Source organism: Pelomonas sp. Root1237 (genome assembly GCF_001425055.1).
Lineage (GTDB): Bacteria > Pseudomonadota > Gammaproteobacteria > Burkholderiales > Burkholderiaceae_C > Pelomonas.
On record NZ_LMDK01000005.1, the window covers coordinates 69898 to 82635 of the forward strand.

A 12738-nucleotide genomic window follows, 5' to 3' on the forward strand; every position below is an offset into this window, starting at 1 on the left:
CTGATCCCTGATCGGTCCGCCCCATGAGCGATCCCAACAACGACGACCCCTTCGCCGCCTTCGGGCAGGACCGCACCGTCATCAAGCCCAGCGCGGGCCGGGCGGCGACGACGGCGCCCCAGCCACCGGTCCGGCCGGCCGGGCCCATGGGCGGCGCGCCTGCCGGCATGCCCGCTGGCCCGATGGGCAAAGAAGCGCCGATGGCGCTGGAGGCACTCACCACCGCCAGCCTCAACCCGCTGGTGGCCGCCGCCATGCCGCTGCTGTCAGCAGCGCCGCGCGTGCGCCACAGCGCCCAGCATCCCAACCCCGCCGGGCTGAAGGAGGCCCTGGCCGAAGGCATCCGCGCCTTCGAGGCCAAGGCGCGCGCGGAAGGCCTGCCCAATGAGCAGGTCATCGCCGGCCGCTACATCCTGTGCACGCTGCTCGATGAGTCCGCCGCGAGCACACCCTGGGGCGGCTCGGGCGCCTGGGCCGCGCAGAGCCTCTTGGTGCAATTCCACAACGAGTCCTGGGGGGGTGAGAAGGTCTTCGCGCTGATGGCCAAGCTGGCCGAGAACGTGCCGGCCAACCGCAACCTGCTGGAGCTGCTCTACGTCTGCCTGGCCTTCGGTTTCGAGGGCCGCTACCGCGTCGTCGACAACGGCCGCGCCCAGCTCGATGGCGTGCGCGCCCGGCTGGCGCAGATGCTGCGCCAAGGCCTCAATCCCGACCCGGCGCTGTCGCCACGCTGGCAGGGTGCCGAGCCTGGCGAGGGCGGCCTGCGCCAGAAGCTGCCGCTCTGGGTGATCTGGGCCGCCACGGCCCTGGTGCTGCTGCTCGTCTACGTGGGCTTGCGCTTCAGCATCAACGGCAACTCGGACGCCGTCTTCGCCACGCTGCGCGGCTTCGACGTCAAGACCGCCGCGGTCGCCGCGCCCACGCCGCCACCCGCAGCGCCGCGCCTGGCCGGCCTGCTGGACCTCGACGTCAAGGCCGGCCTGGTGCAGGTCAATGACCTGGCCGACCGCTCCATCGTCATCATCAAGGGCGACGGCCTGTTCAACCCCGGCAGCGCCGAGGTGTCGTCGGAGCTGCGGCCGCTGGTGCTGCGCATCGGCGAGGCGCTGCAGCGCATGAAGGGCCAGGTGCAGATCACCGGCCATACCGACAACCAGCCCATCCGCTCGCTGCGCTTCCCGTCCAACTGGCATCTGTCGCAGGCCCGCGCCGAGGCCTTCCGCAACCTGCTGGCCGAGCGCGTCGAGATCGGCCGGCTGCGTGCCGAAGGGCGAGCCGATGCTGAGGCCGTGGCCGACAACGCCACCCCCGCCGGTCGAGCCAAGAACCGCCGCGTCGAAGTCACGCTGATGGTGCAGGACCGCTGATCATGAAAAAAGTCCTGTCCTTCCTGTTCCACCCCGTCACGCTCGGCGTGTTCGGCCTGCTTGTCATCTCGGCCCTGGTCTGGTGGGTCGGCCCACTGATCGCTTTCGGCGAGCACCGGCCGCTGGACACCAGCTTCTCGCGCTGGATTGCCCTGGCCATCGTCTGGCTGCTGGGCGGCCTGCGCCTGGTGTGGACGCAGATGCGCCGCCGCCGCATCAACGCCGCCCTCGTCAAGGGCATGGGCTCCGGGCCTTCGGCTGCAGCCAAGGAAGAGGTGGTGCTGCAGGAGCGCTTCACGCAGGCGCTGGGCCTGCTGAAGAAGGCGCCGGGCGCCAAGAAGGGCCTGTTCGGCGGCAGCTCGCTGTATGACCTGCCCTGGTACATCTTTGTCGGCGCACCGGGCTCGGGCAAGACGACGGCGCTGCTGAATGCAGGCCTGAACTTCCCGCTGACCGAGAAGCTAGGCCAGGCCAGCGTGCGCGGCGTGGGTGGCACCCGCAACTGCGAGTGGTGGTTCAGCGACGAGGCCGTTCTCATCGACACGGCCGGCCGCTACGCGACGCAGGACTCCGACAAGGAGACCGATGCCGCGGCCTGGAACACATTCCTCGACCTGCTGCGCAAGGCACGGCCCCGCCGACCCATCAATGGCGTGTTGCTGACCATCAGCGTGCAGGACTTATTGGCCTTGCCGCCCGACCAGCGCAAGGAGCAGGCCTCGCGCGTGCGCGGCCGCATGCAGGAGCTGCAGCAGCGCCTGGGCGTGCGCGCACCGGTCTACGTGATGGTCACCAAGTGCGACCTGCTGGCCGGCTTCAACGAGACCTTCGGCCCCATGGGCAAGGAGGAGCGAGACCAGGTCTTCGGCTTCAGCTTTCCCGTCTCGATGGCCCCTGGCGAGGAGACGCTGGCCAACTTTGGCAGCGAGTTCGCGTCGCTGGAGAAGCGCCTGCGCGAGCGCCTCATCGAACGCATGGAAGCCGAGAGCGACACCCTCAAGCGCGCCACGCTGTTCGCCTTCCCGCAGCAGTTCGGCGGGCTCAAGGGCTTGCTGGGCGGCTACCTGGAGACCGTCTTCGGCGGCAGCGGTGCGCTCGACGAAGCCCCGCGCCTGCGCGGCGTCTACTTCACCAGCGGCACTCAGGAAGGCACGCCCATCGACCGCGTGCTCGGCGCGCTGGCCCGCACCTTCGGCGTCGAGCGCCGCCTGACGCCACCCGCCGCAGCCAAGGGCCGCAGCTATTTCCTGAACCACCTGCTGCGCAAGGTGGTGTTCGTCGAGCAAGGCCTGGTGGGCCAGAACGCCCAGGTCGAGCGCCGCAGTGCGCGCCTGCGACTGGCCGGCCTGGCGACCCTGGGCCTCGTCACGCTGACGTTGCTGGTGGGCTGGGGCTTCAGCTACTTCGGCAACCAGCGCTACATCACCGACATCGAGGCCAAGCTGCCGGCCCTGCAGGACACCATCAAGGCCCTGCCGCCCACCAGCGGCAGCGACCCCTCGGCCCTGCCCGAGGCCCTGGCCGCCATCCGCGACGCGGCCCAGCCGCCCGGCTTCGCGCTGAATGACCCGCCGCTTCGCCTGGGCTTCGGCCTCTTCCAGGGCGACAAGCTCGACGCCGGTGCCCAGGTCTCCTACCACCGCCTGCTGCAGCGCGGCCTGGCACCGCGCGTCGCGGCCCGGTTGGAGGAAAGGTTGCGCACAGCCAACCGCGACAACCTCGAGTTCGCCTACGAGTCGCTGAAGGCCTATCTGATGCTCTACACGCCCGAGCATCTGGACGCACCGGGCCTGCAGGCCTGGGTGGGCCTGGACTGGGACGCCAACCTCGAAGGCAGCCTCGGCGCCGAGAAGGTGGCGCTCTTGAAGAACCACCTCGACGCCCTGCTGTCGCGCGGCGCCTTCGAAGTGGCCCAGCCCATGGACAAGACGCTGGTATCCAGCGTGCGCGAGATGCTGGGCGCCTACCCGCTGGAGTACCGCATCTTCAGCCGCCTGCGCCGCGCCCAGATCGACGGCGACCTGCCGCCCTTCACGGTGGCGGCCGCGGCCGGCCCGCAGAGCCCTAACGTCTTCGTGCGTGCCAGCGGCCAGCCGCTGACCCAGGGCATCCCGGGCATGTTCACCAAGGACGGCTACAAGAAGGCCTTCCAGACCTCGGTGGACAAGACGGCCAAGCAGCTCGCCGACGAGGAGGCCTGGGTGCTGGGCACCAACGCCGCCACGGCCAAGCGGCAGGCGGCCGACAAAACGCTGGTGGAGCGCGTGCGCCGCCTCTACCTGGAGGAGTACGTCAAGGTCTGGGACGCCTACCTGGCCGACGTGCGCCTCGTGAAGCTCAACGGCCTGGACCGCGGCATTGCCGTGTCGCGCCTGGTGTCGGCGGTGGATTCGCCGCTGGCCGCCTTCCTGCGCGCCGCGTCCAGGGAGACGACGCTGATCGACCCGGTCAGCAACGACAACACCATCAACAAGGAGCTGAACAAGCGCGCCGACGACGCCGTCTTCGCCAAGGGCGGCGAACTGGCCCGCCTGGCCGGAAACCAGGCCAAGGCGCCGACGTCCATATCGCGCGACGGCCCGCTGGAGAAGATCGTCGATGATCATTTCGCCGCGCTGCGCCGCCTGGTGACCGGCACGCCGCCGCCGCTGGACGATGTGATGAAGATGTTCAACGAGGTCTATGTGCAGCTCAGCGCCGTGCAGGAAGCCTTGAAGAGCAAATCGCCGCCGCCCGCGGGGGGTGGTGGCGGCAAGCTCAAGGCCGCTGCCGGCCAACAGCCCGAGCCGCTGCGCGGTGCGCTGGAGACGCTGGCCGAAGCCGCCGACAACCAGAGCCGCCTGGTGGAGCGCCAGAGCCTGACCGGCGAACTGCAACCGGTCAGCGAGTTCTGCTCGCGCGCCATCGCCGGCCGCTACCCCGTCGCGCAAGGTTCCAAGGTCGACGTGCTGCCGGAAGACTTCGGCCAGTTCTTTGCCCCCGGCGGCATGATGGATGACTTCTTCACGCGCAAGCTCAGCCCCCTCGTCGACGTCGGCACCAACCCCTGGAGCTTCCGGCCCACGGGTGATGGAGCGAAGCCGGTCTCGCCGGCCGCCCTGGCCGACTTCCAGCGCGCCACCCGCGTGCGCGAGGTCTTCTTCCGAGGCGGCGGCAAGTCGCCGGCCTTCCGCGTCGACGTGCGCGTGCTGGAGCTCAATGACGGCCTGAAGGAGCTGACGCTGGATATCGACGGTCAGGTCAGCAAATTCACCGCCGGCAGCAACCAGGCGGTCAGCCTGCAATGGCCGGGCGCGCGCCTGAGTTCGCAGATCAAGCTCAGCGGCCAGCCGGGCGGCACGCCGGTCACCTTCGACGGCCCCTGGGCGCTGTTCCGCCTCTTCGACCGCTTCGAGGTGCAGGGCTCGCCGCAACAGCCCGAGCGCTTCGTCGTCGTCATCAACCTCGATGGCCACCGCGCCCGGCTGGAGGTCACGGCCAGCAGCGTCTTCAATCCGTTCCGGCTGCGCGAGCTGCAGCAGTTCCGCTGCCCGGGGGCGTTGTGAGCGGCGTTGCCGGTTGGTATGGCAAGTTGCCGGCGCTCGGCGATTTCGCGTCGCGCCGGCTGACTCCGGAATGGATCGCTCAATGGGATTGCTGGCTGGCCGCCGGCCTGCACCAGTTGCGCGTGGACGCGCCCGATACCTGGCTGAACGACTACCTCGCCAGCCCGGCCTGGCGATTCGCGCTGCTGCCTGGTGCCTTGCCTGATGGCTCGGGTGAAGGTCTGCGTGTCGGCGTGATGATCCCTTCGGTAGACCGCGTCGGGCGCTACTTCCCCCTCGTCGTCATCAGCCCGCCATTGCAGCGGCCGAGCGATGGTGCTCAGGTGGCCGCGCTGTGGCACTGGGCTGGCCAACTCGAGGAGATCGCCGTCAACGCGCTTCATGACGACTGGAGTGCCGAGACGCTGGACGCCGCCTTGGCCGACGTTCCGTCTCCGACCTCCCCGCCCGACAACGGCCTGCCGCCGGCCCTGGCCGCTCTGCTGAGTCAGGCCGCCTGGGACGGCCTGCAAGGCTGCAGCCTGTGGCTGCATGCCGGTGGCGGCCCGAGCGTGCAGCCCGCCCTCCCCCAAGGCGCGGCCTTCGCCGCCCTTTTCAGACCCGACTGAGGACGCCATGAGCGACTGGACCCCCAATTACGGCCAACTCTCGGCCCCCGCTCCTGCCTGGGCCGCCAAGCGGCCGATCCGCATCGCGCTGCTGGGCGACTTCGGCGCGGGCGCCGCGGCCGGCCGCCTGGACACCGGCGATGAGCTCACCCGCCGCAAGCCGCGCGCCGTCGAATTCGATTCGCTCGAAGACTGGTTGGGCCAGCAGAACATCACGCTGAACCTTCCGGTGGGCACCGACGGCGCGCCGGTCGAGATCCCGCTCGCCGACCTGGACTCCTTCCACCCCGACACGCTGTTCCGCGAGCTGGATCTGTTCAAGAAGCTCAATGACCTGCGCAAGCGCCTGAACAACACCGCCAGCTTCGACAAGGCCGCCGCCGAGGTCGCCAAGTTCGCCGGCAGCACCCAGAAGGCCTCGCGCGCGGGCCGCGGCGCGCGCGCTCGCGGCGCCAGCCCGTCGGCCGGCGCCCGACTGGACGATTTCGCGCGACTGACCGGCCGCGCGAGCGCCCCTGACAGCGGCGGCGGCATCGACACGCTGCTGCGCAACGTCATCGGCCCCTTCGTCGTGCCGGCGGCCAAGCCCGAGAAGGCGGGTCTGTTGAACACGTTGGACGCCGCGATTGCCGACGGCATGCGTGCCGTGCTGCACCAGGCCGACTTCCAGGCCACCGAGTCGCTGTGGCGCGGCGTCGACTTCCTGCTTCGCCGCCTGGAGACCGGGCCGATGCTGCAGGTCCACCTGATCGACATCAGCGCCGAGGAGTTCGCCGCCGACCTGAGCGCCAGCGACGACCTGACCGACAGCGGCCTGTACCGCCTGCTGGTGAGCAAGCCCGCCGAGGCCAAGGACGGCGGCTACACCTACGTCGCCGGCCTCTACCAGTTCGAGGCCACGCCGCCGCACACCGAGCTGCTGGGCCGCATGGCCAAGGTCGCCGCCGCCGCCGGTGCGACCTTCTTCACCGCGATGGCGGTGGATGACCTCAGCAACCCGCGCAACCCGCCCCATCAGCTGGTTGTCGATGCCTTCGCCGCGCTGCGCGGCCTGCCGGAGTCCAAGCGCCTGGCCCTGCTCGGCCCGCGCTTCCTGATGCGCCACCCCTACGGCAAGCGCAGCGATCCGATCTCATCCTTCGCCTTCGAGGAATTCACGATGGCCGACGGCCTGGGCGGGCTGCTGTGGGGTCACCCGGCGCTGCTGGCACTGACGGTGCTGGCCGGCCAGAACGGCGCGCCCAACGTCAACGACCTGCCCTTCCACCACTTCGTCGATGCCGACGGCGACAGCACGGCCCTGCCCTGCACCGAGCGCTTCATTTCCTCGATGGTGGCGACCGAACTGGGCCGCTACGGCATCAAGGCGCTGATGGCGCACAAGGGCGAACCGCTGGTGCAGCTCACCGGCCCGGACACCGTGGCGGGTGTCTTCACGCCGCCGGCCGCCGGCGCCGCCAAGCCGGGCGCGCGCATGGGCGTGGAGCTGGCCGTGCGCAGCAAGTTGGCCGAGCCCGTCCAGCGGCCAGCGCGCAAGGGCACCGCCAATGCCGAGCCTGAGGTATCGGACGACGCGGCTGCAGAAGCCGACGCCGAGGCCAATACCGCCACCTCATCAGACAGCTCGCCCGACAGCAGTGACCTGGACGCCCTGCTCGCCGGCTTGAATTCGGATGACGCCGCGCCCGCACCCGAACCAGCGGCATCGGACAGCGACGACCTCGATGCGCTGCTCGCGAGTCTGAACGACGACAGCCCGGCGATCGAATCTGCCGCCGCAGACAGCGAATCCGATGTGGATGCGGAACTGGAAGCGCTGTTGAAGTCACTGAGTTGATCGCAAGGGCAGTGATGACCCCGACGCTCGGAGTCAGCACGCCAGACACGCGCCGCAACGCACTCATCGAGTGCTCCCGACGCAGCATGACGCCGATGCCGGGAGCCTCGGCCACTCTTTTCAATCAACCGCCTACTAGGGGGAATGATGGCTCAGGTCAATCTGCCGCAGACGCTTGGCGTCGCTTACTGGGACAAGCAGAAATCCGCGCTGGCCAAGGCCGCGAAAGCCCCGGCCACCAAGTTGCCGGACGCGCTCAAGGAACTCACCAAGCAGCATCTCGCGCTCGACTGGGATGCCTACGGCACCGACAAGCTCAAGACCGCCGATGACGCCAAGGCCCGCGCCGCCGAGCTCGATGCGGCCGTCAAGGGCAAGATCAAGGCGCTGCTGAGCCAGGCGCAGGCGGTGGAGACCGCGGCGACCAGCTTCGAGAGCGAAGCAAAGAAGGACAAGGCCTTCCCCAAGGAGCCGCTCACGGCGGCAGCGGCCATCGTCAAGGCGGCCAAGGAGTACCGTGCCGACGTGGACACGGCCGTCACGGCGGCCCGCAAGGCGCTGGACGCCAAGACGCAGGAGCTGGCCGCGCAGAAGTCCGCCAGCGGCCCGAGCAGCGCCGTCATCGCCAAGCAGACCAAGCTGCTGAAGAGCAAGCTGCTGACGGCCATCGCCCTGCTGCGCAAGCCCCAGCCCAATGCACGGCCGATGCGGTTCATGATCGTGCTGGGCAAGACCAGCGCCAGCCTGGCCCTGGCCTATGCGGTCGGCCCCGCGCAGGAGAAGCTTCTCAAGGGCCTGATGCCCGGTGAAGCGCCCTTCAAGGTCCTGAAGGACATGAAGGCCGTCGTGGTGTGGGAGAAGAACGCGCTCACCTTCGTCAGCGACCGCCTGGCCAGCACCACCCTCAAGAAGGTGCAGCTCTGGCTCAAGAAGCTGCTCAAGCTCAACCTGAAGATGCGGGTGCGCAAGTCGACCGGCGAGGTCGAGGAGACCGAAGGCGAGGACATCCCCGAACACCTGCTCAAGGCCGATCCGGCCGATGCCGCGGACGACCTGGGCCGCGAGGAATTCATGGAACGCATGGCCTCGCTGGATGCCGACATCAAGGCCGGCCTGCGCGGCCCCTCGGCGGCGCGCATCAAGGAGCTGATGGCCGAGATCGCCAAGCTGACCAAGGCCGACAAGTATGGCGATGCCGACGCCGAGCTCGACGAGATCGAGGCCCTGCTTGCCGGTGGCGAGGATGACGGGGCCGACGAGCAGGAGGACGAGCAGGACGCGGACGCGTCGACCGAGAAGGCGTCTGGCGGCGCGCAGGTCAGCTTCATGAAGCGCTTCGCTGGCCTGCAGGCGGGCATCAAGGCCGGGCTGGCCGGCGCGGACGCCGCCCGCATCAAGGAGCTGGTGGCCGGCATCACCCAGCTGTCCAAGGCCGGCAAATTCGCCGACTCGGAGAAGGTGCTCGACGCGATCGAGGCGCTGCTGAAGAAGGGCGGCGGCGCTGCGGCCAACAGCGGCTCAAGCTCTGGCAAAAGTGCCGCCCAGGCCATGGACGAATGGAAGACCCGCCGCGCGGCCGCCGTGAACTCGCTCAAGTCGGTCGCGACCAAGGTGGCCAATGCCAAGCACGCCAGCTCGGCCAAAGCCATCATCGAGCTGCAGGCGGTGATCAAGAACCTGACGGCCGAGCCGGCCACGCTGCAGCAGGTCAACGAGCTGCAGCGGTGGCTGGCCGACGACGACGTCGTCGCCGATGTGTGCGAACTGGCCGAAGACATCCGCACGCCACTGCTGGGTGCCCTGAGCCAGCTGCGTACGGCCATCACGGCCTGAACGCCTCCATCCAACGGATCACAGGAACTCAGTCATGGGAAAGACCAATCTCCGCGAAGTGCTCGAAGCCATCGGCTCGACCAAGGACGGGATGACCGAGGAGAAGGATGCTGTCGCGCTGCTGGACATGCACCTGAAGGAAGTGCAGGGCTGCCAGCACACCGACGCTCTGGAAGACCTCGTCAAGGTTCGCGACGGCGCCAAGCGCGCCCTGGACATCACCTTCAAGGTGCGCACCGACAGCCAGTTGGCCCGCTCGCACGCCGAGCCGCTGGTGCAAGCGCTGGCGCCGCTGGAGCGGCTGATCGAGCGGCTGCAGAAGGAGGCGCCAAAGGAGGCGCCGAAAGGCCCCAAGGCGCAGGCGCCCGTCAAAGGCAGCGAGCCCAAGGGCAAGGACGCTCCCGTGCCGGAGGTGCTGCCGCCGGCACTCAAGAATGTCCAGGAAGCCATGGAAAAGGGCGAACTGGCGGGCAAGCTGGCCGAACCCAAGTTCCGCGGCGAGGTGATGGACTACCTCGAGACCGTCAAGGGCAAGCCGACCGAGGGCGTGAAGAAGGAGCTGCTGAACGCGCTGCGGTCAGCGCCGAAGACGGACACGGCGCTGCGCCAGAAGGTGTTCGAGAAGGCCTTCGCCTGCTCGCTGGACAGCGTCAAGACCGACGACAACGGGGAAGCGCCGGCACCCGTGCCACCGCACGTCCTCGACAAGGCCGTGGACATCCTGGCGACCTTCCCTGCCGAGCATCTGCCCGAGAAGTGGAAGCTGAACGCGGTACCGGGCAAGGGAACGTCCGGTACCTACATCCCGGAGACGCAGCTCGCCCAGTTCGACTTCGGCGAGGACGATGCCAATTTCGATCAGGACTACCTCAACGCGGTGGCTGGCGATCCGCTGGAGGGGACCAAGTGCTTCGATGTGATGGTGCGCCATGAACTCGGCCACGCCGTCCACGCGACCAAGAACGGCAAGGCGTTGACCGACTCCATGGACGGCGGCCAGTGGCGTGGCCACAAGACGCTGGCCGCCGTCGTTACGGAGCTGGACGACCTCGTCACGTCCCTGGCTGCGGAACTCAAGTCCAGGCTCGACATGACCGACGACGCCAAGCCCGAGCTGCTGCGCTGGCTGAACACCGTGCAGGCAACCAAGCTGCAAGGCAATGACGTCGGTCTGAAGCAGGACTTCGCGACCGCCACCTTCGAATTCTTCGGCCCCAAATCCGAGGCGATGAAGAAGGTTGCGGCCCGCGGGCAGAAGATGACGGTGTTGAAGGACGCGCTTGACCTGGGCCAGGCCTTCTTCAAGGTCGTCCGCCAGGGCATCCAGCCCAACGCCTTCTTCAGCCTCGGCCCCGATCCCGTGGCGCACAACGGCCGCGTCTATCTGGATTCCGGCCTGGGCGACGACGGCTGGGTGAGCTTCGCCGCCCCCACGCGCAAGAAGATGGTCTCGATGTACCAGTACCGCGCCCCCGGCGAATGGTTTGCGGAGTTCTATGCCACCGTGAACAACGGCAATGCCGACGTTCGCAAGAAGGGCAAGTCGGCCTACCCCGCCGCCTATTCCTGGATGCAGGAAAAGGGCATGCTGGTCTACAAGGATTGAAGCCGCGCCCAGCGGGACATCGACGATGACGCCTGCACCGGATGAGGGGCCAGCAGCCCAGCTGCTGCAGCTGTTCGCCGTGCCGCTGGCGTTGGTGGAAGGCGTGCTGGACGAGGCCGCCAACGCCGAGCTGGCGGAATGGATCCTGCTGGAGCGCGAGCTTGGCGAAGGCGTGCAACGCAGCGTCGTCGGCGGCTGGCATTCCCAGGCGGATCTGCCGGCACGGCGCGTGCAGCCCCTGGACGCCTTCTTCGGCACGCTCATCGAACAGGTGCGCGGCGTCCATGCCCGCGTCGGCAGCGGCGTGGACTACGAAGCCCGCTTCATGCTGCAGGCTTGGGCGACGGTGCTCGAACGCGGGCACTATGTGCAGGTCCACGATCACGTGGATGCGCACTGGTCGGCCGTGTACTACGTCGACGCGGGCGACTGCGACGACGACGCCTCGGGCCGCATCAGCTGGATCAATCCGATCGGCTCGCACCGCTCCATGCCGGGCGCGGAGCTGATCCCGACGACCTTCAGCGTCACACCTCGCACCGGCTTGCTGGCCATCTTCCCCGGCTGGCTGCGGCACTCGGTGGAGCCCTACCAGGGCGACCGGCCGCGCATCGTCATCGCGGCCAACATCGAAGTGCAGCGCCGCCCGCGGTAAGCAGCCGGGGAACTTCCGGACCGGCGCAGTCACACATGGCGGCGCCTTGCATGCGCATCGCCGCTGCCATTTCATTCCGACTGAGACACCACCATGGTCAAGAAGACGATCACCATCACCGAGGACATCCCGGGTACGGACGATCTCAAGCCACCCAAGCTGGAGGCCACCTACGAATTCGAGAGTGGCGGCGACGAGGCCCATGAGCGAGTCAAGTTCGATTACATCGCCAAGAATTTCGAAGCCGAGATGCGCAAGAAGTTCAAGAAGCAGATCGAGGGCTTTGCGCTGCCGTTGAGTTCCATGCAAAAGGAAATCGACGCGATGAAGAAGGCCTACAACGACATGACCACGGAGACCGACCCGCTCAAGCTCGTGGAGCAGATCAAGGCGGCGTCCGGCAGCAAGAAGTCGCTCGACACCAAGATCAAGGAATACAACGACTACCTCAAGGACGCGGTCAAGAACACCATCGAGCAGCAGATCCTGGTCTGGGCCGAGAAGATCGAGAAAGATGCCGAGGTCGAGGCCAAGAAAAAGATCAAGAGCGACATCCGCTGGAAGAAGTTCCGCCACGTGGCCGGCGCCGTCATCAAGGGCGTGCTGATCCTCGGCGCCGCCGCCGCCGCCATTGCACTGACCATCGTCACCTTTGGCGCCGCGGCGCCTGCCATCGCCGCGCTGGGTGTCGCCTTCGCCAGCCTCGGCGGGCTGACCGCCCTGGTCAAGGTTGGCCGGGACATCAAGGGCAAGTACGACCTGGAAAAGCGCGCCCTGGCCAATCTGGAGGCCGATCTGAAGGTCATCCAGACCCACCTGGGCAGCATCGCCAACAAGACGGCCGGCCTGCCCAAGCATCTGGACGATGCTTCCCGCATGTGCACCGAGCGCCGCGGCATGATCCAGGCCACCCGCGCCGTGCTGGACAAGCTCGCCGTGAAGGCCCGGGAAGCCCAGGACAAGATGGAGGTGGTCAAGGCGGCCGGCGACTTCAAGGGCATCACCAAGCAGGCTGCCGTGCTGAAGAAGCTGCACGACGAGCAAACCAAGGCGCAGACCGCCATCGAACAGGCCCAGCAGCGCGACAAGGAGTTCGAGGCCTTCATCGACAAGGCCCGCGGCGTCGTCGGCGACCTTGAGAAGATCCCGGTCCTGGCCCCGCGCACCCTCCTTGAGACCGTGAAGCAGTACGCCAACATGGACACGCTGATCAATGGCGCTGACCTGATCAGCTCGGTCGGCGGCTCTGCGGCCGGCCTGAAGGGCGCCGTGAAGTAAGGCTGCTGC

8 protein-coding genes are annotated in these 12738 nt (G+C 68.1%); all 8 read left to right on the top strand.

All coding sequences use genetic code 11. The annotated features are described in order from the left end of the window. Positions 1-23 precede the first annotated feature (23 nt). Entirely contained in the window at positions 24-1367 is a 1344-nt protein-coding gene (locus ASC91_RS06680) for a DotU family type VI secretion system protein (RefSeq protein WP_056194137.1), read from the top strand. Between the two features lie 2 nt (positions 1368-1369). Next, the gene (gene tssM, locus ASC91_RS06685) at positions 1370-4912 is read left to right on the top strand and encodes a type VI secretion system membrane subunit TssM (RefSeq protein ID WP_056194140.1); all 3543 of its coding nucleotides are present in this window, start codon (positions 1370-1372) and stop codon (positions 4910-4912) included. Then, positions 4909-5520: a type VI secretion system-associated protein TagF gene (tagF, locus tag ASC91_RS06690; protein ID WP_056194143.1), complete on the top strand. Its 612-nt coding sequence runs from the start codon at positions 4909-4911 to the stop codon at positions 5518-5520. Before tssM ends, tagF begins: the two co-directional genes overlap by 4 nt. Positions 5521-5527: 7 nt before the next feature. Then, positions 5528-7357 carry a type VI secretion system contractile sheath domain-containing protein gene (locus tag ASC91_RS06695; RefSeq protein ID WP_056194146.1) on the top strand — a complete coding sequence of 610 codons (1830 nt, stop codon included), beginning with the start codon at positions 5528-5530 and terminating at the stop codon, positions 7355-7357. A 147-nt stretch (positions 7358-7504) separates the two neighbouring features. Then, complete coding sequence (locus ASC91_RS06700; RefSeq protein ID WP_235531868.1) at positions 7505-9190, top strand: hypothetical protein; 1686 nt, start codon at positions 7505-7507, stop codon at positions 9188-9190. Between the two features lie 34 nt (positions 9191-9224). After that, entirely contained in the window at positions 9225-10796 is a 1572-nt protein-coding gene (locus tag ASC91_RS06705; RefSeq protein WP_056194151.1) for a hypothetical protein, read from the top strand. A 25-nt stretch (positions 10797-10821) separates the two neighbouring features. Beyond that, the gene (locus ASC91_RS06710) at positions 10822-11451 is read left to right on the top strand and encodes a putative 2OG-Fe(II) oxygenase (protein WP_056194154.1); all 630 of its coding nucleotides are present in this window, start codon (positions 10822-10824) and stop codon (positions 11449-11451) included. A gap of 93 nt (positions 11452-11544) precedes the next feature. Beyond that, on the top strand, positions 11545-12729 hold the full coding sequence (locus tag ASC91_RS06715; RefSeq protein ID WP_056194157.1) for a hypothetical protein: 1185 nt from the start codon (positions 11545-11547) through the stop codon (positions 12727-12729). Positions 12730-12738: the final 9 nt, after the last annotated feature.

Bases quoted from the DNA above. Each gene is read 5' to 3' on its own strand.
- ASC91_RS06680 (WP_056194137.1), top strand. From the start codon at position 24: ATGAGCGATCCCAACAACGACGACCCCTTCGCCGCCTTCGGGCAGGAC.
- tssM (WP_056194140.1), top strand. From the start codon at position 1,370: ATGAAAAAAGTCCTGTCCTTCCTGTTCCACCCCGTCACGCTCGGCGTG.
- ASC91_RS06695 (WP_056194146.1), top strand. From the start codon at position 5,528: ATGAGCGACTGGACCCCCAATTACGGCCAACTCTCGGCCCCCGCTCCT.
- ASC91_RS06700 (WP_235531868.1), top strand. From the start codon at position 7,505: ATGGCTCAGGTCAATCTGCCGCAGACGCTTGGCGTCGCTTACTGGGAC.
- ASC91_RS06705 (WP_056194151.1), top strand. From the start codon at position 9,225: ATGGGAAAGACCAATCTCCGCGAAGTGCTCGAAGCCATCGGCTCGACC.
- ASC91_RS06710 (WP_056194154.1), top strand. From the start codon at position 10,822: ATGACGCCTGCACCGGATGAGGGGCCAGCAGCCCAGCTGCTGCAGCTG.
- ASC91_RS06715 (WP_056194157.1), top strand. From the start codon at position 11,545: ATGGTCAAGAAGACGATCACCATCACCGAGGACATCCCGGGTACGGAC.